Source organism: Pseudomonas putida group bacterium ESBL64, from assembly GCF_045277175.1.
Taxonomy (GTDB): domain Bacteria; phylum Pseudomonadota; class Gammaproteobacteria; order Pseudomonadales; family Pseudomonadaceae; genus Aquipseudomonas; species Aquipseudomonas alloputida.
The window spans coordinates 5,537,738-5,556,786 of the sequence record NZ_CP145799.1 but is presented as its reverse complement, the minus strand read 5'-3'; the positions used below and the strand labels follow the sequence as shown (position 1 = coordinate 5,556,786).

Here is a 19,049-nt window from a genome sequence, read left to right as displayed (position 1 = left end):
TTCAGGTTTCCAGTAACGTACGGGCAACGGCCTGCAGTTTACGAGTGAGCGGGCCCGGCGACCAGTTTAGCGCGGCTACGCCACACACGGGCCAAATGCCGTAAACGCTATTGCAAACAAATACTTCATCCGCTTGCTCAAGCGCCTCGAACGACAGGTCGCAGACATGTGCCGCAATACCCAGCAGCGGGGCCTGTTCCAGCAGTGCGGCACGCATCACGCCCGCCACGCCACAACGGCTAAGGTCGGCGGTAAGCAACACGCCATCGCGCACCAGAAACAGATTGCTGTATACCCCTTCGATCACCCTGCCCTGCGCGTCACGCATCAGGCCTTCGGCATGGTCGCTGTCCTGCCATTCGGCACGGGCCAGCACCTGCTCCAGGCGGTTAAGGTGTTTGAGGCCGGCCAGCAGTGGTTGTTCCCCAAGCCGGGTCTGGCAAGGGAACAAGCGCACGCCGTACTCGGCATGCTCGACAGGATAGCTGGGTATTGGGCTGCCTTGGAGGATTCGCCGCGGTGCGACACCAGCAACCGGCGCATAGCCACGCTGGCTGTCGCCACGGGTGAGGATGAGTTTGACCACGCCATCACCGAGCTGGCTGGCAAAGCGCAGCAGCTCGTCGCGCAACAACCCCAGGTCGGCGCTGATCGCCAGGCGCTGGCAGCCCAGCGCCAGGCGTGCGAGGTGGCCGTCCAGCAGGCTAGGCCGGCCGCCGCGCACGGCGATGGTTTCAAACAGGCCATCGCCGTAGGCCAGGCCGCGGTTCTGCAGGTTGACTGCAGTCGCCGGCTGGCCATCGATCCAGCTGTGCATCAACCGGCGAACCGGCGGAACACCAGCGAGCCGTTGGTGCCGCCAAAGCCGAACGAGTTGGACAACACCACGTCGATCGGCATGCTGCGCGCCTGGTGCGGCACGAAGTCGAGGTCGCAACCTTCGTCCGGCTCATCCAGGTTGATGGTCGGTGGTGCCATCTGGCTGTTGATCGCCAGCACGCTGAAGATTGCTTCCACCGCGCCAGCGGCACCCAGCAGGTGGCCAGTCATCGATTTGGTCGAGCTGACCGCCAGCTTGTAGGCATGTTCGCCGAACACACGCTTGATCGCTGCCACTTCGGCCACGTCACCCGCAGGTGTCGAAGTACCGTGGGCATTGATGTAGCTGACCTCTTCTGGCTGAATGCCGGCATCGCGCAGGGCATTGGCCATGCAGCGGGCAGCACCTTCACCGGTCTCGGGTGGCGAGGTCATGTGGTAGGCGTCACCGCTCATGCCAAAGCCGACCAGCTCGGCGTAGATGGTCGCACCGCGCGCCTTGGCATGTTCCAGCTCTTCAAGCACCAGCGCACCGGCACCGTCCGACAACACGAAGCCGTCACGGCCTTTGTCCCACGGGCGGCTGGCACGGGCCGGCTCATCGTTGCGGGTCGACAGCGCACGCGAGGCACCGAAGCCGCCCATGCCCAGGCCGCAAGCGGCCATTTCGGCGCCACCAGCGATCATCACGTCAGCTTCACCGTAGGCGATATTGCGCGCGGCCATGCCGATGCAATGGGTGCCGGTGGTGCAGGCGGTGGCGATGGCGTAGTTCGGCCCCTGCAGGCCCAGGTGGATCGACAGGAAACCCGAGATCATGTTGATGATCGAGCCCGGCACGAAGAACGGCGAAATGCGGCGCGGCCCTGAATCGTGCAGGGTGCGGCTGGTTTCTTCGATGTTGGTCAGACCACCGATACCCGAGCCCATGGCCACGCCAATACGCTCGCGGTTGGCATCGGTGACCTCCAGGCCGGCATTACGCACGGCCTGGAAACCAGCCGCCAGGCCGTACTGGATGAACAGGTCGAGCTTGCGGGCCTCTTTGGCCGACAGGTACTGCTCAACCTCGAAGCCTTTCACCGAGCCGCCAAAACGGGTGGAGTAGGCAGACAGGTCCGTGTGTTCGATCGGACCAATGCCACTGCGGCCAGCCAGAATGCCCTGCCATGTGCTCGGTACATCGGTACCCAGTGGCGACAGCATACCCATACCGGTGACCACGACGCGTCTACGCGACACAGTACTCTCCTTTTCTAATGACAGAGTTTCTTGCCATTGCATTCAGCGCAACGGAATGAAATGGCAACAAGCTCTCGATGCCTGGGATCGAGCCCAAGAAAACCGCCACAGGACGCTTGCAAAGAAAAAACCGCACGCCAGCAAAGGCAGTGCGGTTCTTCTCGACAAAAAGCGTCGACTACAACGTCTTAAGCCTGGTGGTTTTTGACGTAGTCGATGGCAGCTTGAACGGTAGTGATCTTCTCGGCTTCTTCGTCAGGGATTTCGGTCTCGAATTCCTCTTCCAGAGCCATCACCAGTTCAACGGTGTCAAGCGAATCGGCACCCAGGTCATCGACGAAGGACTTAGTCTCAGTCACTTCTTCTTCCTTGACGCCCAGTTGCTCGGCGACGATTTTCTTGACGCGTTCTTCGATGGTGCTCATACCTAGTTTTCACTCCTAATGGATATATGTCAGGCAGCTGGCCGGTGGCTAATTTTATAGAAAGACGTTCGCTTTTCAAGCTAAACGCACCTTCAGGCTAGTCACCACACCCGCTGCCTGGAATCTGGTTGCAGCTTTATAACGGATTTTAGGCTCGCAGTATGACTCTTTTTTTACGAAACCCGTCACATTGAGTTGCAGTATTACATGTACATCCCGCCGTTGACCGGCACGGTAGCGCCGGTCACGTAGGCGGCGCCGTCGGACGCCAGGAACGAAACCACCTTGGCAATTTCGTCAGCCTGGCCCAGGCGGCCCAGCGGAATCTGGGTCTGCAGGGCTTCGCGCTGAGCTTCTGGCAGCTCGCGGGTCATGTCGGTATCGATGAAGCCTGGGGTCACCGAGTTGACGGTGATACCACGCGAACCCACTTCACGCGCCAGGGCGCGGCTGAAACCTTCCAGACCGGCCTTGGCAGCCGCGTAGTTGGCCTGACCTGCGTTACCCATGGCACCAACGACCGAGCCGATGCTGATGATACGACCCCAACGTGCCTTGGTCATGCCACGCAGCACGCCCTTGGACAGACGGTAGAGGCTGTTCAGGTTGGTGTCGATGACATCGAACCACTCGTCGTCTTTCATGCGCAGCATGAGGTTGTCGCGGGTGATACCGGCATTGTTGACCAAGATGGCCGGCGCGCCGAACTGCTCGCCAATGGCGGCCAGTACGGCTTCAACCGATTCGGCGCTGGTCACGTTCAGCTCCATGCCAGTGCCGGTAATGCCGTGTTCTTTCAGGGTGGCAGCGATGCGCTCGGCGCCGGACGCCGAAGTGGCGGTACCGATCACGGTCGCGCCCTGGCGGCCCAGCTCGAGGGCGATGGCCTGACCAATACCACGGCTGGCGCCGGTAACCAGTGCAACTTTACCTTGCAGGCTCATGCAAGCTTCTCCAAATCAGGCCAGTGCCGCGCGAGTGGCAGCAACGGCGTCAGGGGTGTTGAGGTTGTAGGTGGTCACGCCGTCGGCGCAACGCTTGTTAAGGCCAGCCAGCACCTTGCCCGGGCCACACTCGACCAGGTTGACCGCACCGTTGGCGGCCAGGGTCTGCACGCACTCGACCCAGCGCACCGGCTGGTACAGTTGTGCCAGCAGGTCGTGCTTGAGGGCATCGAGGTCGGCGGCGACGGCGGCAGTGACGTTCTGCACCGCCGGAATCTGCGGGGCCTTCCATTCGATGGCATTGACCGAATCGGCAAAGCGCTCGGCGGCTGGCTTCATCAGGGCGCAGTGCGACGGGACGCTGACCGCCAGTGGCAGGGCGCGCTTGGCACCTTTGGCCTTGCACAGCTCCATGGCGCGGTCTACCGCCGCCCTGTTGCCGGCGATGACCACCTGACCAGGCGAGTTGAAGTTCACGGCGCTGACCACTTCATCCTCAGCGGCTTCGGCGCAGATTTCCACGACCACAGCATCGTCCAGGCCGAGAATGGCAGCCATGGCGCCGTGACCGGCCGGTACGGCTTCCTGCATCAGCTGACCGCGGCGCTCGACCAGGCGAACGGCATCTTTCAGGCTGATGCTGCCGGCGGCGACCAGGGCACTGTATTCGCCCAGGCTGTGACCGGAAACGAAGGCCGGCTTGGCACCGCCCTCTTCCAGCCACAGGCGCCACAGTGCGATGGACGCCGTGAGGATTGCCGGCTGTGTCTTGTCGGTCTGGTTAAGTTGCTCTTCCGGGCCGTCCTGGACCAGCTTCCACAGGTCGTAGCCGAGCGCTTCGGACGCTTCCTTGAAGGTTTCGATGATCACTGGCTTCTCGGCGCCGAGCTCGGCGAGCATGCCCAGCGACTGGGAACCTTGACCGGGAAAGACGAATGCGAGGGATGCAGACATTGAACAAGCCCTTATGATCTTGTCGTCGGATAGTGTGCGCCAGGCCCGAGGCCAGGCGCGGAATCTGAAAACTTGGATGGAAACACAGACCAAGCGGTCACATTTAAGCACTTCATCGGCGAAATGCCTAAGGCAACAGGTCTTCAAGGCGGCCGTGCAGCCGCTGCGGCAGGTTTTCCTGAATTTCGATCAGCGCCCGCTGGATGGCACTCTGAAACCCCTGCACGCCCGCCGAGCCATGACTCTTGATGACGATACCCTGCAGCCCCAGGAAGCTCGCCCCATTGTGCCGCGCCGGCGCCAGGTCGGCCTGCAGACGCTTGAGCAGCGGCATGGCAACGGCCCCGGCAACGCGGGCAAAAGCACCGCCCTTGAACAGTTTTTCGATGCGCGCACCGATCATCGTCGCCAAGCCCTCGCTGGACTTGAGCAGTATGTTGCCGACAAAACCGTCGCACACCACCACGTCTGCCTCACCCCGATACAGGCCATCCCCTTCGACGAAACCGACATAGTTGAGGCCGCGGGCGTTCTGCAACAGCGTGGCAGCCAGCTTGACCTGCTGGTTACCCTTGATGTCCTCGGTACCGATGTTCAACAGCGCCACGCGTGGCCGATGCACACCCAGGGCCTGAGCGGCCACCGAGCCCATTACCGCGAACTGGTAGAGGTTTTCGGCGCTGCAGTCGACATTGGCGCCCAGATCGAGCAATTGACAGTAACCCGTCTGGGTCGGGATCGCCGCCACCATGGCCGGCCGGTCGATACCCGGCAAGGTCTTGAGCACGAAGCGCGACAACGCCATCAGCGCCCCGGTATTGCCGGCACTGACACAGGCCTGGGCTTTTCCGTCGCGCACCAGTTCGAGGGCGATGCGCATCGACGAATCCGGCTTGCCGCGCAACGCCTGGGATGGCCGCTCGTCCATGCCGACTACCTCACTGGCGGCCACAATCTGCAGGCGCGCGCGATCCGCAGCTGGCAAGCCACTGATGAGATCTTCAAGGAGGGAGGGTTGACCGACGAGGGTCAGGTGGAGCGAGGGGGTAGCCGAAAGGCAGGCAATGCTAGCCTGGACAATGCTGCGGGGACCGAAGTCCCCGCCCATTGCGTCGATCGCGATGACCTGAGCGGACAAGGATTACTCGTCAGCGCCCTTGTCGACCACTTTACGACCACGGTAAACGCCTTCTGGCGAAACGTGGTGACGCAGGTGAACTTCACCGGTGGTTTTCTCTACCGACAGCGCGTTTTCCGACAGAGCGTCGTGCGAACGGCGCATGTCACGGGCAGAGCGGGATTTTTTGTTCTGCTGAACAGCCATAATTGATTAACTCCTAAACGTTTGGGTCACGCTTTAACTGCGCCAAAACACTGAACGGGTTGGACCGCGATACCTCGTCCTTGCTCGATTCGGGCTCGTCTGCGCCCGCCGGCTGCTGGCATTCTTCCGGATGATGAGCAGGCACGATTGGCAAGGCGAGCAAAAGCTCCTCCTCGACCAATGCCTGCAGATCCAAAGGATCTTCGCCCAGTTCCAGCACGTCATAGCCTTTCGGCAACGACTGGGTATTCGCACCCTCCTTCACCACGGCGTAAGTACATTCGCTGTGGATCGGCAGGGTGACCAGCTCAAGACAACGCTGGCAAACCATCTTGACCTCGACGTCCAGCTCGCTGTGGATAACCACTACGTGCTGTTCATCTCGTTCAAAATCGAACTTCGCCTGCACCGTACCGACATTGTCGGAAAGCGGGTCGCAGAGTCTTTCCAAATCAGCGAGTTGCAGCGAACCGTTAAGGGTTACGCCACGATCGGCTAATTTGCGCGGGTCAACGTGAGGTGGAATCGGGTCATTCAACATAGGCGCAGCATAATAGGGATGCCCCCCGCCCCTGTCAAAGGAAATTAGGCGGCATCGTGCGTGATAGAATTTATTCAACTGATTCAGGAGTCTACCATGCTTCCTCTGTTACTGGCTTCCAGCTCTGCCTATCGCCGCGAACTGCTCGCCCGCCTGCGCCTGCCCTTCACCTGGGCAAGCCCCGATATAGACGAGCAGCGCCGGCAAGACGAGCCAGCCGTTGAGCTGGTACGCCGCCTTGCCAGGCAAAAAGCCGAGGCCTTGGCGGGCAGCCATCCCAGGCACCTGATTATCGGGTCGGACCAGGTAGCTGTGTTGGGCGAACAGGTGCTGGGTAAGCCGCACACCTTCGAGCGGGCTTGCGAGCAACTGCTCGAGTGTAGCGGGCAGCAGGTGAGCTTTCTGACTGGACTGGCACTGCTGAACAGCGCCACCGGGCAATGCCAGGTGGATTGCGTGCCGTTTACCGTCACGATGCGCGAATTGAGCCGCGAGCGCGTGGAGCGCTACGTCGCGACGGAACAGCCGCTGGATTGCGCAGGGAGCTTCAAGGCGGAGGGGTTGGGGGTGAGCCTGTTCCAGAGCACCCATGGGTGCGATGCAACCAGCCTGATCGGGCTGCCACTGATTCGGCTGGTGGATATGCTGACCAAGGAAGGGGTGGTGGTTCCGTAGCCTGGATGGAGATTTTGGCGCCCGACGGATCGAGCGCCGCCCGGGAGGGTGAACGATCGGGGATATTGGCCGGCAGGTCCGGCCTATTCGCGGGTAAACCCGCTCCTACAACGGGCGTGGCGACACCAGCTCATGCTCGCGAATGCGATGGTGCTGCGACGGTGAATGGCCGGGGGATATTGGACGGCGGGTCCGACCCATTCGCGGGCACACCCCACAACAGCACATGGCGACACCACCGATTGTTGTAGGAGCGGGCTTGCCCGCGAATGCGATGGTGCTGCGACGGTGAAAGGCCAGGGTATTGGACGGCAGGTCCGGCCTATTCGCGGGTAAACCCGCTCCTACAACGCACCGTTGGGCACCCCGATCGATGAGCGGGCCTGCGCGCAACGCGCCGCGCGGGCGGCGCTCGATCTGCCAGACACCACAAGAACTGCGACGAACTCAACGCAACTGCGGCCCCTGGAACCCCATCCACATCGCCAGGTGCTCAGCCACGCTGGCACCCACGCGCTTGGAGAAGCGATCGAAAGGCGACTCCTGAACGGTGAAGTCCACCAACTCCTTCTCCCCCACGATCTCACGCGCCACATAGCTGGCACTGCCCAAGCCATCCACCAGCCCCAGCGCCTTGGCCTGCTCACCCGACCAGATAAGGCCACTGAACAACTCCGGATGCTCCTTGTCCTTCAGGCGCTCACCCCGCCCCTGCTTGACCATGGCGATGAACTGCTGGTGCGTGGTATCCAGCACGCCCTGCCAGAACCGGGTCTCTTCTGGTTTTTCCGGCGAAAACGGATCAAGGAACGCCTTGTGCTCACCCGATGTATAGGCACGCCGCTCGACCCCAAGCTTCTCCATGGCACCAACAAAGCCATAACCCGCCGCCGTCACCCCAATGGAACCCACCAGGCTGGCCTTGTCGGCATAGATCTCGTCCGCCGCACTGGCGATATAATAGGCACCGGAAGCCCCAAGATCAGCGATCACCGCATACAGCTTGATGGCGGGATATTCGGCACGCAGGCGACGGATTTCGTCATACACGTAACCCGCCTGCACCGGGCTGCCACCCGGGCTGTTGATGCGCATCACCACAGCCTTGGTCTTGTCGTCCTTGAACGCCTCTCGCAGGCTCTTGACGATGTTATCGGCGCTGGCAGCCTCCTGATCGGCAATCACCCCCCGCACCTCGACCAACGCGGTATGACTGGCACTGCGCGAAGCGGCCTTGTCCATGTCCATCAGCGGCGAGAACAACGCCAGAATGCCAAACAGGTAGACAAAGGTCAGCAGCTTGAAGAAGATCCCCCAGCGCCGCGACCGTCGCTGCTCCTGCACGCTCGCCAGCAAGGTCTTTTCCAGGAGCTTCCAGCTGTTGCGCTCTTCGCGCTCCCCGGGCTCAGGCTCAGGGGCTTTCCATTCGTCTGCCATGCTTACCTACCTTGGAAGTGGAATTGCGGAACCACCCAGCCACTCGCGCAACTGGGAAAAGTGATCGATACATACCTGCGGGCCAAACTCGGCCAGCGCCTGCAGCGACATGGCACCATAGCCAACCGCCACCGAATGCATGCCGGCATTGCTGGCCATCTGCAGGTCGAATGCCGAATCTCCGACCATCAGCGCACGCGACGGTTCGACGCCACAATGCCCGAGGATTTCCTCAAGCATCAGCGGGTGTGGCTTGCCACGGGTCTCGTCAGCGGCACGGGTGATGTCGAAGAACCGCTCCCAGCCATTGGCCTTGAGCACCCGATCCAGCCCGCGACGAGCCTTGCCGGTGGCCACCGCCAGGCGGTAGCCCTCGGCGCGAAAGGCATCCAGCGACTCGACCACGCCATCGAACAGCGGCGAAGGTTGCTGATCCAGTGCGACGTAGACATCGGCATAGTGCTGGCGGAAGCTGGCAACCTCTGCGGGCACCAGGTGCGGGTACAAGGTGTGGATCGCCTCGTCCAAGGCCAGGCCGATGATACCCTTGACCGCATCATCGCTGCTCTGTGCCTCGCCGGCACGCTCTGCGGCGACATTCATGGCCTCGACGATACGACCAATGGAATCGGCCAGGGTGCCGTCCCAGTCGAAGATCAGTAGCTCATAGCCTTTTTTCATGGATCAGGACGCACTCAAACGTTCAACGGTTTTCGCCCAGACCTCATCCACAGGCGCCTCGAGCTTCAACTCGCCACCGTCGGGCAGCGGTACAGTCAACGCGTAGGCATGCAGGAACAGGCGCTTGCCACCCAGCTCGCGAATTTCCCGACTGAAGTCTTCGTCGCCGTATTTGCTGTCGCCTGCGATCATGTGCCCGGCATGCAGGGTGTGCACGCGGATCTGATGGGTACGACCAGTGATCGGGCGCGCCTCGACAATGGTGGCAAAGTCACCAAAACGGCGCAGGACGCGAAACAGGGTCAGCGCCTCCTTGCCTTCATCGTTCACTTCGACCATGCGCTCGCCGGAACGCAGGTTGCTCTTGAGCAACGGCGCGTTGACCTGCTTTTTCGAGGTTGGCCAGTGGCCGCGCACCAGCGCCATGTAGCGCTTGTCGACACCATCGCCGCGCAGGGCGGCATGCAGGTGGCGCAGCATGCTGCGCTTCTTGGCGATCATCAACAGGCCAGACGTGTCGCGATCCAGGCGGTGCACCAGCTCCAGCTCCTTGGCGTCCGGGCGCAACTGGCGCAGCGCCTCGATCACCCCGAAGCTCAGGCCACTGCCGCCGTGCACGGCGATGCCGGCCGGCTTGTTCATCACGATAAGCGCTTTGTCCTCGTAGACAATGGCGGTTTCCAGACGCTGCAGCAGGCCTTGGGCCACCGGCGCCGGCTCGTCTCGTTCCGGCAAGCGGACGGGCGGAACCCGCACGATGTCGCCGGCCTGGATCTTGTACTCCGGCTTGACGCGGCCCTTGTTGACCCTCACCTCACCCTTGCGCAGGATGCGGTAGACCAGTGTCTTGGGCACGCCCTTGAGGGCCGTGATGAGGAAATTATCGATGCGTTGGCCGGCAAGCTCCGGCGCGACTTCGATCAGCTGAACGCCGGAAGTCGGAGGGGTATTGGTCGTCATTGCGAGATCATAACAATTTTTTATGGAATTGAAGCACTTAATCATTGCTGCTATAGTCGCGAACGCCGCCAAAAGCGGCAGGCCAGCGGCACCAGGCTCTTTGCCGGTCCTTGACCTTCGCAATTCTCCAGGACGCGAGGCCGTCCTACGGGGTTTTCGCCAGTTTACCGAAATGCCTGGAATCGCCACCAGCGCCGTGTAGAGAAGACCGAAAAAAAACGACAAGTGCGGTGTTTCACCTGCTTACCCGATTCTTTTCGCTGCACCTCTGCCCGCGAGTCGCTTCCACGCATCGCCCGGCGAATGCTTCGGAAATACCTGCCTTGGACATGAATGGCGCCAGCGCAGAACCAGCGCTGGCGAAAAATGCAACCCGTTGCGGATTCAGCGCGCGGCAGCACCCGAATTATCAGGGATACGTGCAGGGTGGAGATGCACAGCCCTCGGACCGTGTAGCACCGCGTCCGGCCACCAGCCCACTGACGGCTGGTGAGCGGATAAGGTCCTGAACAGATGCCCTCCGGGCGTCCACGGCTGACGGTTGATTCCTCCTCCTGACTGAGTGCACAAGGCCCGCTTGGTTGATTCGGATACCTATTCGAAGCCACCGGGGCCTTGTTGGCACCGCAGCAAACAGGACGCGTCGTCGCGACAACGGCAGGCTGGGCAACCGGCTGGTGCCGAACGTCGCTCGACACGGGGGTGGCCCGGCCACCCTTTGCGCACCTTGGCACCGACCATGAGACGTCGTGTGTGCCGAACGCCGTTTCCGGCAGCCCGGAAACCGACGGTACAACATGAAAAGAATGCTGATTAACGCGACTCAACCCGAAGAGTTGCGTGTAGCCCTGGTGGACGGCCAACGTCTCTACGACCTGGACATCGAGTCCGGCGCGCGCGAGCAGAAAAAGGCCAACATCTACAAAGGCAAGATCACCCGCATCGAACCCAGCCTCGAAGCCGCCTTCGTCGACTTCGGTTCCGAACGTCACGGCTTCCTGCCGCTGAAAGAAATCTCCCGCGAGTACTTCAAGAAGGCCCCAGAAGGCCGGGTCAACATCAAGGAAGTGCTCAGCGAAGGCCAGGAAGTCATCGTTCAGGTCGAGAAGGAAGAGCGCGGCAACAAAGGCGCCGCCCTCACCACCTTCATCAGCCTGGCCGGCCGCTACCTGGTGCTGATGCCCAACAACCCGCGTGCCGGTGGCATCTCGCGCCGCATCGAAGGCGAAGAGCGCAACGAACTGCGCGAAGCCCTGAACGGCCTGACCGTACCGGGTGACATGGGCCTGATCGTGCGCACTGCCGGCCTTGGCCGCAGCAGCGAAGAAATGCAGTGGGACCTGGATTACCTGCTGCAGCTGTGGACCGCCATCAAGGAAGCGTCCCTGGACCGCGCCGCGCCATTCCTGATCTACCAGGAAAGCAACGTCATCATCCGCGCCATCCGCGACTACCTGCGCCAGGACATCGGCGAAGTGCTGATCGACAGCATCGACGCCCAGGAAGAAGCGCTGACCTTCATCCGCCAGGTGATGCCGCAGTACGCCAGCAAGGTCAAGCTGTACGAAGACAGCGTACCGCTGTTCAATCGCTTCCAGATCGAAAGCCAGATCGAGACTGCCTTCCAGCGCGTGGTCGACCTGCCGTCCGGCGGTTCGATCGTGATCGACCCGACCGAAGCCCTGGTGTCCATCGACATCAACTCGGCGCGCGCCACCAAAGGCAGCGACATCGAAGAAACCGCCCTGCAGACCAACCTGGAAGCGGCCGAGGAAATCGCCCGCCAGCTGCGTCTGCGTGACATCGGCGGCCTGATCGTCATCGACTTCATCGACATGACCCCGGCGAAGAACCAGCGCGCCGTTGAAGAGCGCGTTCGTGAATGCCTGGAAGCCGACCGCGCCCGCGTGCAGGTAGGCCGCATCTCGCGCTTCGGCCTGCTGGAAATGTCCCGTCAGCGCCTGCGCCCATCGCTGGGCGAAAGCAGCGGCATCGTCTGCCCACGCTGCTCCGGCACCGGCATCATCCGTGACGTCGAATCGCTGTCGCTGGCCATCCTGCGCCTGATCGAAGAAGAAGCCCTGAAGGACCGCACCGCCGAAGTACGTGCTCAAGTGCCGATCCCGGTAGCCGCGTTCCTGCTGAACGAAAAGCGTAACTCGATCACCAAGATCGAGCTGCGCACCCGTGCGCGCATCATCATCCTGCCGAACGACCACCTGGAAACCCCGCACTTCGAAGTCCAGCGCCTGCGCGACGACAACCCTGAAGTGCTGAACAACCAGTCCAGCTACGAAATCGCCGCCGCCGAAGCTGAAGAAGCGCCGCAGCCGACCGCCACCCGCACCCTGGTACGCCAGGAAGCCGCAGTGAAGACGGCCCCGGCCCGCGCCAACGCACCGGTACCGGCCGCCGCTGAAGAGCCCCAGCCTGCCGCCCCGGTCGCCCCTGCCCCGAGCGCTCCGGAGCCAAGCCTGTTCAAAGGCCTGGTGAAGTCGCTGGTGAGCCTGTTCGCCGGCAAGGACGAGCCTGCCGCCGCGCCAGTGGTGCCCGCCGCCGAAAAACCGGCTGCCGAGCGCAGCCCGCGTAACGAAGAACGCCGCAACGGCCGCCAGCAAAGCCGCAACCGCAACGGCCGCCGCGACGAAGAACGCAAACCGCGTGAAGAGCGTGCCGAGCGCGCACCGCGCGAGGAACGCGCCCCACGCGAAGAACGTGCACCGCGTGAGGAACGCGCCCCACGTGAAGAACGTGCACCGCGTGAGGAACGTGCCCCACGTGAAGAGCGTGCACCGCGTGAAGAACGTACTCCGCGCCAGCCACGCGAAGACCGCCGTAGCAACCGCGGCGAAGAGCGCGTTCGCGAGCTGCGCGAACCGCTGGACGCCACCCCGCCAGCCGAACGCGAAGAGCGCCAGCCGCGTGAAGAACGTGTAGCCCGCGAAGAGCGTGCTCCACGCGAAGAACGCGCACCTCGCGAAGAACGTGCGCCACGTGAAGAACGCGCACCGCGTGAAGAACGTGCTCCACGTGAAGAACGCGCACCGCGTGAAGAACGTGCTCCACGTGAAGAGCGCGCACCTCGGGAAGAACGCGCCCCACGTGAAGAGCGCGCCCCGCGCCCACCACGCGAAGAACGCCAACCACGCGCTGCTGAAGAAGCAACCGAGCAGGCTGCCGAACTGGCCGAAGAGCAACTGCCAAGCGAAGAGCTGCTGCAAGACGAGCAGGAAGGCACCGATGGCGAGCGCCCACGCCGCCGCTCCCGTGGCCAGCGTCGTCGCAGCAACCGTCGTGAGCGTCAGCGCAATGCCAATGGCGAGCTGATCGACGGCAGTGAAGAAGAAGGCAGCGAAGAGCAGCCACAACAGCACCAGGCCACCGAGCTGGGTGCCGAACTGGCTGCCGGCCTTGCCGTGACGGCTGCTGTCGCCAGCAGCAACATCAGCTCCGACGCAGAAGCCCAGGCCAACCAGCAGGCCGAGCGTGCCACCGCCGAAGTCGCTGCCGTTGCAGAAACCGACAACAGCGAAGCCGCCCAACCGGTCGAGCAGGTCGAGCAGGCCGAAGCGGTCACCAAAGCTGAAGAAGCGTCCGTGGCCCCAGCGGTCGAGCAGCCGGTCACCGAGCCAGTGGCCGCAGCCGAGGCAACTGCCGAGCCTGTGGTCGAAATAGCCCCGCAGCCTGTCGCTGAAGATGCACCTGCTGTTGAGCCGGTCGTAGTTGCAGAAACCGTGGTCACTGAAACCCCAGCAGAAGCCCCAGCGGTAGAAGCCGGCGAGATCGAACAGGCCCCGGCCGTGGTCGAAGTCGCTCCGGTTGCCGCACAGCCTGCCCCGGTTGTCGAAGCCCAGCCAGAAGTGGTGGCCGAGCCTGCACCTGCGGTGGTCGAACCTGCACCTGCAGTGGTCGAACCTGCCACTGTCATGCTGGCCAACGGCCGTGCACCGAACGACCCACGTGAAGTGCGTCGCCGCAAGCGGGAGGCCGAGGCTGCTGCCAAAGCGGCACAGGAAGCTGCTGCAGCTTCCCAGGAACCAGCCCTGGAAGCCGCCGATGAGCACAAACCTCATCACGGCTGATAGCCAAAGCTGAATGAAAAAGCCCCGCCAGTGTAAACTGGCGGGGCTTTTTTTGGTTTGCCTGACGGGCCTCTTCGCGGGTAAAACCGCTCCTACAATGGCCTGTGTCCAACCCCCCGATGTGTGTCCACCACCGATCAGCGTGTAGGAGCGGGTTTACCCGCGAATACGGTGGTGGTGGCAACGGTGAACGGCGGGTGGAAATTGGCCACCAGGCCCGGCCCTTTCGCGGGTAAACCCGCTCCTACACGACGGCCTGCGCCCAATCACCGATGTGTGTCCATCCCCGATCAGGTGTAGGAGCGGGTTTACCCGCGAATACGGTGGTGGTGGCAACGGTGAACGGCGGGTGGAAATTGGCCACCAGGCCCGGCCCTTTCGCGGGTAAACCCGCTCCTACGGGGGGTCACAGCCGGCAAATCAGTAAAGATTAGGCTCCATCTCCAGCTCAACCCCAAACCGCTCGAAGATATCCGCCTGAATCTTGCGCGCCAGCGCATGCATCTGCGCTCCGCTCGCCTGGCCATAGTTGACCAGCACCAGCGACTGCAAGCGATGCACGCCAGCATCACCGTCACGATGACCCTTCCAGCCCGCCTGCTCAATCAACCAGCCCGCCGCCAGTTTCACCTGGCCATCCGCTTGGGGGTAAGCCACAACCGCGGGATACTGCGCACGAATTCGCTCGACCAGATCAGCCGTTACCACCGGGTTCTTGAAGAAGCTCCCGGCATTGCCAAGCTCTACCGGGTCTGGCAGCTTCTCGCGGCGAATGCTGCAGATTGCATCGCTGATCGCTTGCGCGGTCATCTCGGTCACACCCTGCTCAGACAGACGATGGCGCACCGGGCCATAGTCCAGATGAGCGTGCAGGGTGTGGGTCAAGGCAAAGCGCACACGCAGGATCAGCCAGCGACCGGGATTGCGCTTGAAAAGGCTGTCGCGATAGCCGAAAGCACATTCCGCCAAACTGAAGTCACGCAGCGCGCCCGTCTCACGGTCCAGGGCTGTCAGCCCGGCGAATACGTCCTTGATTTCCACCCCGTAAGCGCCCACGTTCTGCATCGGCGCAGCACCCACGGTGCCGGGGATCAGGCTGAGGTTCTCCAACCCGCAATAGCCCTGCGCCAGCGCCCATTGCACAAACGCGTGCCATGGCTCACCGGCCTCGGCTTCGACCACGATACGCTCGCCATCGTCACTGAGCACACGCCGACCGCGGCTGGCCATGTGCAGCACCAGTGCATCGATATCGCGGGTCAGCAGCAGGTTGCTGCCACCCCCGATCACCAGTACCGGCAAGCCCCTCTGCTGTGCCTGGCCCAGTGCCTGACGCACCTGCTGGTCGTCCTGCACCTGGCTGAAATAGCGCGCCTTCACGTCGATGCCGAAGGTATTGTAAGGCTTGAGCGATACCTGCTCCTGCCACTGCACTGTCATAGACGCCCCTTGATTTCCAGTACCAGCGCCTGGCAAGCCGCTTCCACCAGGTCCAGCACCTGCTCGAAGCCGTCGGCGCCACCGTAGTACGGGTCTGGCACTTCATCCAGGGCTGCACCGTAGCGGCGCAGGAACAGGTCGAGTTCGCCCACTGCCGTGGACGGGCGCAGGGCGCGCAGATCGCGCAGGTTGTGCTCATCCATGGCCAACACCAGATCGTATTCGGCGAAGTGCGATGCCTTGACCTGTTGGGCGCGTTGCTGCGACAGGTCGTAACCGCGCGCCAGCGCCGCCTTGCAGGTGCGGCTGTCTGGCGCCTTGCCGACATGCCAATCGCCGGTGCCGGCAGAAGCCACCTGCACCTTGTCAGCGAGCCCGGCGGCGTGCAATTGATGGCGCAGCACGCCTTCGGCGGTGGGCGAGCGGCAGATGTTGCCCAAGCACACGAACAGGACGCGCATCAGGCCTCCAGCAAGCGCCGTACGCGCTCCAGATCCTCAGGGGTGTCGACACCCACGGCTGGCGCCTCGATGGCGTCCTCGATGTGAATGCGTACGCCGTGCCACAGGGCACGCAGCTGCTCCAGCGCTTCAGCCTGCTCGAGCCAGCATGGGCCCCAGCTGACGAAGTCGTGCAGGAAGCCGACACGGTAGGCGTACATGCCAATATGACGGCGATAGGGCACCCCTTCCGGCAGCACGTCGCGGGCCTTGGCAAAGGTATCGCGGGCCCAGGGCAGCGGCGCTCGGCTGAACGTCAGGGCCAGGCCGTTCTTGTCACTCACCACCTTGACCGCGTTCGGGTTGAACACGGTTTCCGGTTCATGGATCGGCTCGGCCAGGGTGGCGATACCGGCTTCCGGATGCGCCGCCAGGTTGGCCGCCACCTGGTCGATGATCACCGGCGGGATCAGCGGCTCGTCGCCCTGCACGTTGACCACAATGGCGTCAGCCGGCAACCCTAGGTACGCGGCCACTTCGGCCAGGCGGTCAGTGCCCGATTCATGATCGGCACGGGTCATCAGCACTTCGGCACCGAAGGCCTGGCAGGCTTCGAGGATGCTGGTGTCGTCGGTGGCGATGACCACACGGCTGGCACCGCTCTTGCGGGCCTGCTCCCACACATGTTGCACCATTGGCTTGCCGGCAATCAGCAGCAGCGGTTTGCCTGGCAGGCGGGTGGAGCGCAGCCGGGCGGGGATTACTACCGTAAATTCCAGGCTCATTTGTCAAGACGCTCGTCGTCGGTCAGGGTGCGTGCCTCGCTTTCCAGCATGACCGGGATACCGTCGCGAATCGGGTAGGCCAGGCCAGCGCCTTTGCTGATCAGCTCGGTCTTGTCGGCGCTCAGCTTGAGCGGGCCCTTGGTGATCGGGCAGGCCAGGATATCAAGCAGTTTGGTGTCCATTGGAGGCTTCCTTTAGGCCAGGTGGCCGGAAATTGAAAACGGGCTCAGGGTTTGCGCAACAAGCGTTGCAGCTGGTTGTCGAACCAGGCGCTGAAAGCCGGCGTAGGCTGCGCTTCGACGGCCAGGTACCACCAGTCGTCAGCGGCAAAGGCCCGGCATTTCACCGCGTCCTTCTCGGTCATGACCAGCGGCAGTGGCGGGCTGAAAACCAGGCTCCGGGCACTGAACTGCGCATGGTCGGCGAAGGGATGCGGCACCGGCTGCCAGTTTAGCCCCAGCAGGGTGTTGAAGAAACGTTGCGGGTTGCCGATACCGGCCACCGCATGCAGGCGCTGGCCGGCGGGGAAATGGTCGAGCGCACGGCGCTCGCCAGTGCGCACGTTGACCAGGGCCGACGGCTGCAGGCGGAAACCAAAACCCTCGGTGCGGTCTTCGCTGGCGCCGTTGAACAGCACCGCGTCAGCCTCACGCAAGCGGTCGGCCGGCTCACGCAACGGCCCCGCCGGCAGGCAGCGGCCATTGCCCAGGCCGCGGGCAGCGTCGATCAGCACCAGTTCCAGGTCACGGGCCAGGCGGTAATGTTGCATACCGTCGTCGCACAGGATCAGGTCGAGGGGTTCGCTGGCCAGCAATGCCTGCACGGCCCGGGCGCGATCCGGGTCGATCATCAGTGGCACGCCGGTGCGTTGCACGATCAGCAGCGGCTCGTCGCCCGCCTCATCGGCCGGCTGATCGGCCTGCACCCGCCAGGGCAGCCGTGGAGGCCTGGCACCATAACCGCGGCTGACTACGCCCACCTTCAGCCCTTGCTGGCGACAGTGTTCGATCAACCAGAGAATCATCGGCGTCTTGCCGGTGCCACCGACGGTGATGTTGCCCACGACAATGACCGGTACCGGTGCCCGGTAGCTGGCACTGTCACCCCTTAGAAAACGTGCCCGCTTGCGCGTGACCACGCGGCGATACAAGGCCTCCAGCGGACGCAGCAGCGCCAGCGCCGGATGCCCGGCGTACCAGGCAGCGAGCAAGCGGTCGGCGAAAGCCATCAAGGCGTGCCCTGGGCCGCCTCGACGGTGGTCATGCGCAACTGGCTGAAACCGAGCTTGCCGGCAGCATCCATTGCGGTGACCACAGCCTGGTGCGGGGTCTTGCCGTCGGCGCTGATGGCCAGCGGCAGCGTGTTGTCGCCGCCCGACTCGCGCGCTATGGCCTCGCTCAGGGTGGCCAGGTCGCTTTTGGGCAGCAGGTGGTTGTTCACCGAATACACGCCTTCGGCGCTGATGGTGATTTCCACCAGCTTGCCCGGGTCGGCCGGCGCCGGCTCGGCGCTGGTGGCTTCGGGCAACTCGACGCGCAGTTGCGTTTCGCGGGTGAAGGTGGTGGTAACCACGAAGAACAGCAGCAGGACGAACACCACGTCGATCAGCGACGCCAGGTTGATGTCGACGTTCTCCCGCTGGCGATTGCGCCGGAACTTCACGCCTTGCCTCCGGCCACTTCCACTTCACGGTCGCCCTGGATCACTTCCACCAGCTTGATCGCCTCCTGCTCCATGCCGACCACCAGCTCATCGATGCGGCGCAGCAGGAAGCGGTGGAAGAACACCGCCGGGATACCGACCATCAGGCCTGCCGCAGTGGTGACCAGGGCCTTGGAGATACCACCGGCCAGCACGGCGGCGTTGGCGGTCATCTGCGAGCCCATGAAGGCGCTGAAAATGTCGATCATGCCCAGCACGGTGCCCAGCAGGCCCAGCAGAGGCGCCATGGCGGCGATGGTGCCGAGGGTGCTGATGTAGCGTTCCAGTTCGTGGATGACGCGCGAGGCGGCCTCCTCGATGCACTCTTTCATGATTTCACGACCATGGCGCGAGTTGGCGAGGCCCGCTGCCAGGATTTCGCCCAGTGGCGAATCGGCCCGCAGCGCCTTGAGCTTGTCACTGGTCAGTTGCTTGTCCTTGATCCACATCCACACCTGGCCCAGCAGGTGGGGCGGGGTGACGCGGCTGGCACGCAGGGTCCACAGGCGCTCGACGACGATAGCCATGGCAACGATGGAACTCAGAATGATCGGCAGCATCATCCAACCACCGGACTTGACCAATTCCCACACAGTAAA

At 63.0% G+C, this 19,049-nt stretch carries 20 protein-coding genes; 2 read left to right on the top strand and 18 right to left on the bottom strand.

Going from position 1 to position 19,049, the window contains the following annotated elements; all coding sequences use genetic code 11:
- Position 1: 1 nt before the first annotated feature.
- The 8 genes from pabC to V6093_RS25140 form a co-directional block, all read right to left on the bottom strand.
- Entirely contained in the window at positions 2-817 is an 816-nt protein-coding gene (pabC, locus tag V6093_RS25175; RefSeq protein ID WP_406669657.1) for an aminodeoxychorismate lyase, read from the bottom strand.
- Positions 817-2,061: a beta-ketoacyl-ACP synthase II gene (gene fabF / locus V6093_RS25170; RefSeq protein ID WP_110744535.1), complete on the bottom strand. Its 1,245-nt coding sequence runs from the start codon at positions 2,059-2,061 to the stop codon at positions 817-819. Before fabF ends, pabC begins: the two co-directional genes overlap by 1 nt.
- A gap of 188 nt (positions 2,062-2,249) precedes the next feature.
- Positions 2,250-2,486, bottom strand: a complete 237-nt coding sequence (gene acpP / locus V6093_RS25165; RefSeq protein WP_265978472.1) for an acyl carrier protein — start codon at positions 2,484-2,486, stop codon at positions 2,250-2,252.
- 203 nt (positions 2,487-2,689) lie between these two features.
- A complete protein-coding gene (fabG, locus tag V6093_RS25160; RefSeq protein ID WP_003247160.1) occupies positions 2,690-3,430 on the bottom strand; it encodes a 3-oxoacyl-ACP reductase FabG in 741 nt (246 codons plus the stop codon).
- A gap of 15 nt (positions 3,431-3,445) precedes the next feature.
- A complete protein-coding gene (gene fabD / locus V6093_RS25155) occupies positions 3,446-4,384 on the bottom strand; it encodes an ACP S-malonyltransferase (protein WP_265978469.1) in 939 nt (312 codons plus the stop codon).
- A 127-nt stretch (positions 4,385-4,511) separates the two neighbouring features.
- A complete protein-coding gene (plsX, locus tag V6093_RS25150) occupies positions 4,512-5,522 on the bottom strand; it encodes a phosphate acyltransferase PlsX (RefSeq protein ID WP_019752226.1) in 1,011 nt (336 codons plus the stop codon).
- Between the two features lie 3 nt (positions 5,523-5,525).
- On the bottom strand, positions 5,526-5,708 hold the full coding sequence (rpmF, locus tag V6093_RS25145) for a 50S ribosomal protein L32 (RefSeq protein ID WP_003247154.1): 183 nt from the start codon (positions 5,706-5,708) through the stop codon (positions 5,526-5,528).
- 13 nt (positions 5,709-5,721) lie between these two features.
- Complete coding sequence (locus tag V6093_RS25140; RefSeq protein ID WP_010952934.1) at positions 5,722-6,249, bottom strand: YceD family protein; 528 nt, start codon at positions 6,247-6,249, stop codon at positions 5,722-5,724.
- Between the two features lie 96 nt (positions 6,250-6,345).
- On the opposite strand from V6093_RS25140, the gene V6093_RS25135 reads away from it, so the two are divergent.
- Positions 6,346-6,924 carry a nucleoside triphosphate pyrophosphatase gene (locus tag V6093_RS25135; protein WP_265978463.1) on the top strand — a complete coding sequence of 193 codons (579 nt, stop codon included), beginning with the start codon at positions 6,346-6,348 and terminating at the stop codon, positions 6,922-6,924.
- Positions 6,925-7,371: 447 nt separating this feature from the next.
- On the opposite strand, the gene V6093_RS25130 is transcribed toward V6093_RS25135, so the two are convergent.
- The 3 genes from V6093_RS25130 to rluC are packed head-to-tail and all read right to left on the bottom strand — an operon-like array spanning position 7,372 to position 10,002.
- On the bottom strand, positions 7,372-8,361 hold the full coding sequence (locus tag V6093_RS25130) for a S49 family peptidase (RefSeq protein ID WP_003247151.1): 990 nt from the start codon (positions 8,359-8,361) through the stop codon (positions 7,372-7,374).
- Positions 8,362-8,367: 6 nt separating this feature from the next.
- Positions 8,368-9,042 (bottom strand): HAD family hydrolase, encoded by a 675-nt coding sequence (locus tag V6093_RS25125; RefSeq protein WP_004576623.1) that lies wholly within the window; start codon positions 9,040-9,042, stop codon positions 8,368-8,370.
- 3 nt (positions 9,043-9,045) lie between these two features.
- Positions 9,046-10,002, bottom strand: a complete 957-nt coding sequence (gene rluC / locus V6093_RS25120; protein WP_265978461.1) for a 23S rRNA pseudouridine(955/2504/2580) synthase RluC — start codon at positions 10,000-10,002, stop codon at positions 9,046-9,048.
- Positions 10,003-10,799: 797 nt separating this feature from the next.
- Here rluC and rne point away from each other — a divergent pair.
- Positions 10,800-14,084: a ribonuclease E gene (gene rne / locus V6093_RS25115; protein WP_047604516.1), complete on the top strand. Its 3,285-nt coding sequence runs from the start codon at positions 10,800-10,802 to the stop codon at positions 14,082-14,084.
- Between the two features lie 420 nt (positions 14,085-14,504).
- Here the strand turns inward: rne and murB are convergent, their stop codons facing one another.
- Genes murB through V6093_RS25080 form a run of 7 tightly spaced genes read right to left on the bottom strand, consistent with a single transcriptional unit; the run spans position 14,505 to position 19,043 of the window.
- Positions 14,505-15,524 (bottom strand): UDP-N-acetylmuramate dehydrogenase, encoded by a 1,020-nt coding sequence (gene murB / locus V6093_RS25110; protein WP_047604515.1) that lies wholly within the window; start codon positions 15,522-15,524, stop codon positions 14,505-14,507.
- The gene (locus V6093_RS25105) at positions 15,521-15,985 is read right to left on the bottom strand and encodes a low molecular weight protein-tyrosine-phosphatase (RefSeq protein ID WP_004575950.1); all 465 of its coding nucleotides are present in this window, start codon (positions 15,983-15,985) and stop codon (positions 15,521-15,523) included. Before V6093_RS25105 ends, murB begins: the two co-directional genes overlap by 4 nt.
- The gene (kdsB, locus tag V6093_RS25100; protein WP_003247143.1) at positions 15,985-16,749 is read right to left on the bottom strand and encodes a 3-deoxy-manno-octulosonate cytidylyltransferase; all 765 of its coding nucleotides are present in this window, start codon (positions 16,747-16,749) and stop codon (positions 15,985-15,987) included. Before kdsB ends, V6093_RS25105 begins: the two co-directional genes overlap by 1 nt.
- On the bottom strand, positions 16,746-16,931 hold the full coding sequence (locus tag V6093_RS25095; RefSeq protein WP_003247142.1) for a Trm112 family protein: 186 nt from the start codon (positions 16,929-16,931) through the stop codon (positions 16,746-16,748). The genes kdsB and V6093_RS25095 overlap by 4 nt, the downstream gene beginning before the upstream one ends.
- Positions 16,932-16,975: 44 nt before the next feature.
- Positions 16,976-17,977 carry a tetraacyldisaccharide 4'-kinase gene (lpxK, locus tag V6093_RS25090; RefSeq protein WP_014859650.1) on the bottom strand — a complete coding sequence of 334 codons (1,002 nt, stop codon included), beginning with the start codon at positions 17,975-17,977 and terminating at the stop codon, positions 16,976-16,978.
- Positions 17,977-18,411 (bottom strand): biopolymer transporter ExbD, encoded by a 435-nt coding sequence (locus V6093_RS25085; protein WP_014859651.1) that lies wholly within the window; start codon positions 18,409-18,411, stop codon positions 17,977-17,979. The genes lpxK and V6093_RS25085 overlap by 1 nt, the downstream gene beginning before the upstream one ends.
- Positions 18,408-19,043: a MotA/TolQ/ExbB proton channel family protein gene (locus V6093_RS25080; RefSeq protein WP_003247132.1), complete on the bottom strand. Its 636-nt coding sequence runs from the start codon at positions 19,041-19,043 to the stop codon at positions 18,408-18,410. Before V6093_RS25080 ends, V6093_RS25085 begins: the two co-directional genes overlap by 4 nt.
- Positions 19,044-19,049: the final 6 nt, after the last annotated feature.

What these genes read in the sequence shown, in the direction of transcription:
- pabC (WP_406669657.1), bottom strand. Translation starts at nt 817, where the DNA reads ATGCACAGCTGGATCGATGGCCAGCCGGCGACTGCAGTCAACCTGCAG.
- acpP (WP_265978472.1), bottom strand. Translation starts at nt 2,486, where the DNA reads ATGAGCACCATCGAAGAACGCGTCAAGAAAATCGTCGCCGAGCAACTG.
- fabG (WP_003247160.1), bottom strand. Translation starts at nt 3,430, where the DNA reads ATGAGCCTGCAAGGTAAAGTTGCACTGGTTACCGGCGCCAGCCGTGGT.
- fabD (WP_265978469.1), bottom strand. Translation starts at nt 4,384, where the DNA reads ATGTCTGCATCCCTCGCATTCGTCTTTCCCGGTCAAGGTTCCCAGTCG.
- rpmF (WP_003247154.1), bottom strand. Translation starts at nt 5,708, where the DNA reads ATGGCTGTTCAGCAGAACAAAAAATCCCGCTCTGCCCGTGACATGCGC.
- V6093_RS25140 (WP_010952934.1), bottom strand. Translation starts at nt 6,249, where the DNA reads ATGTTGAATGACCCGATTCCACCTCACGTTGACCCGCGCAAATTAGCC.
- V6093_RS25135 (WP_265978463.1), top strand. Translation starts at nt 6,346, where the DNA reads ATGCTTCCTCTGTTACTGGCTTCCAGCTCTGCCTATCGCCGCGAACTG.
- V6093_RS25130 (WP_003247151.1), bottom strand. Translation starts at nt 8,361, where the DNA reads ATGGCAGACGAATGGAAAGCCCCTGAGCCTGAGCCCGGGGAGCGCGAA.
- V6093_RS25125 (WP_004576623.1), bottom strand. Translation starts at nt 9,042, where the DNA reads ATGAAAAAAGGCTATGAGCTACTGATCTTCGACTGGGACGGCACCCTG.
- rluC (WP_265978461.1), bottom strand. Translation starts at nt 10,002, where the DNA reads ATGACGACCAATACCCCTCCGACTTCCGGCGTTCAGCTGATCGAAGTC.
- rne (WP_047604516.1), top strand. Translation starts at nt 10,800, where the DNA reads ATGAAAAGAATGCTGATTAACGCGACTCAACCCGAAGAGTTGCGTGTA.
- murB (WP_047604515.1), bottom strand. Translation starts at nt 15,524, where the DNA reads ATGACAGTGCAGTGGCAGGAGCAGGTATCGCTCAAGCCTTACAATACC.
- V6093_RS25105 (WP_004575950.1), bottom strand. Translation starts at nt 15,985, where the DNA reads ATGCGCGTCCTGTTCGTGTGCTTGGGCAACATCTGCCGCTCGCCCACC.
- kdsB (WP_003247143.1), bottom strand. Translation starts at nt 16,749, where the DNA reads ATGAGCCTGGAATTTACGGTAGTAATCCCCGCCCGGCTGCGCTCCACC.
- V6093_RS25095 (WP_003247142.1), bottom strand. Translation starts at nt 16,931, where the DNA reads ATGGACACCAAACTGCTTGATATCCTGGCCTGCCCGATCACCAAGGGC.
- lpxK (WP_014859650.1), bottom strand. Translation starts at nt 17,977, where the DNA reads ATGGCTTTCGCCGACCGCTTGCTCGCTGCCTGGTACGCCGGGCATCCG.